We start from the raw sequence: 1,275 nt of genomic DNA, 5'->3' as shown, positions 1-1,275 counted from the left end.
TTGTCCCAAATTGCAATGTTGCAATCTCTAATATGTGGCAAAGAAAATTTCGAAAAAAAAAGCTCACTAAAGATTAAAGCGAAAGTGACCGGGTAACTGAAGGCCTGATGTGGTTGCTTATTTTGGCAGCGCCACCGAGATGCTCGACTGGAAGCTATTGCATTCGGCTAGGGGTGGAATTCAGTGTTCCGCTGTTCTCATTGATGCAGGGACAAATATCCCCCACGAGGTCAGGGTAAGCATTTGTACCTTGCCTCCCCCCAAGAAGTCAGGATAGCGACGTGCGCTGATTGGCATCCCCCATAAGGTCAGGATACCTCGTACATCTTATCACATGCTCCCCCAAGAGGTCAGGACACTCATCTTTTCGGTTTTTATGTTCGCTACCTACCTGTCAGGTTGTGAGACGTCATTGGGATGATGTAGGGTGGGCAATACCGCGTTACTCTTCATGGTTTTCTTCCGTTTGCAGGGAGACTGAATGATGCTTCAGATCCATCCACAGGCACGTACGACACCGGCCGTCCGGGCTGACATAGCCCGCTCATCGGAATCGACATCCGTGCTCGCCAGACGCTACGGGATCAGCGAGGAAACTGTCCGCAAGTGGCGCAGGCGTGGTTCAGACGCCTGCCAGGACCGCAGCAGCCGTCCCCGGAAACTGGCCTGGAAAGCCTCGGAGGAAGAGCGCGCCATTGTCTGTCAGCTTCGGCGTTCTACCGGTTTTGGCCTGGATGACCTATGTGGACGGCCGGTTCGATGCAATGGATCACATTTGTTATCTCTCTGCGTTTCTCTAAATCTTGTTTTCTCGGTGGAATGCATCGCTGCTCGCAGGATGCGGGGATCCGGTCAGGTGCGCCCTTATGTCCGGCCTGTTTGTGCGACGTTTTTCGCTGGCCATTATGGGTGTGCGCTTGCGTGTCAGGCACCAATCTTGAAAACGTGCTCGATGGCACATGTCATCCAACGGTATCGCCTGAACTGTTCCTGAATTACAGTCTTCCCATCACGCTGGTCAGTGCATTCTGCCGGATCTACCGGGGCGAACCCCGGCATCCATCGTCTTGGCAGCGCATGTCAGATTACAGCGACATTGCGGCCGGCCGGACGATAGATCTCTTTGCGCGACAGGAGAGCCCAGACGATCCGGGCCAGTTTGTTGGCAAGTGCGACGGTTGCAAGACGTGTTGGGCGACGCTCCAGAAGCTTGCAAAGCCATGCCCCTGCGGCGCTTGTCCATTTCTGCGCGCGGAAGGACATGGATGTCGCCCC

2 pseudogenes are annotated in these 1,275 nt (G+C 54.6%); one reads left to right on the top strand and one right to left on the bottom strand.

Annotated elements, in window-relative coordinates:
- Positions 1 to 484: 484 nt before the first annotated feature.
- Positions 485 to 742, top strand: a pseudogene (locus tag GEU01_RS26630) (transposase); the annotation flags it as partial.
- Between the two features lie 338 nt (positions 743 to 1,080).
- Here GEU01_RS26630 and GEU01_RS23885 read toward each other — a convergent pair.
- A pseudogene (locus GEU01_RS23885) lies at positions 1,081 to 1,275 on the bottom strand (IS110 family transposase); the annotation flags it as partial.

Origin of the sequence: Komagataeibacter europaeus LMG 18890, assembly GCF_000285295.1 — a bacterium.
Lineage (GTDB): Bacteria > Pseudomonadota > Alphaproteobacteria > Acetobacterales > Acetobacteraceae > Komagataeibacter > Komagataeibacter europaeus.
The sequence above is the reverse complement of the archived record's forward strand: the minus strand, read 5'-3'. Positions and strand labels throughout refer to the sequence as shown.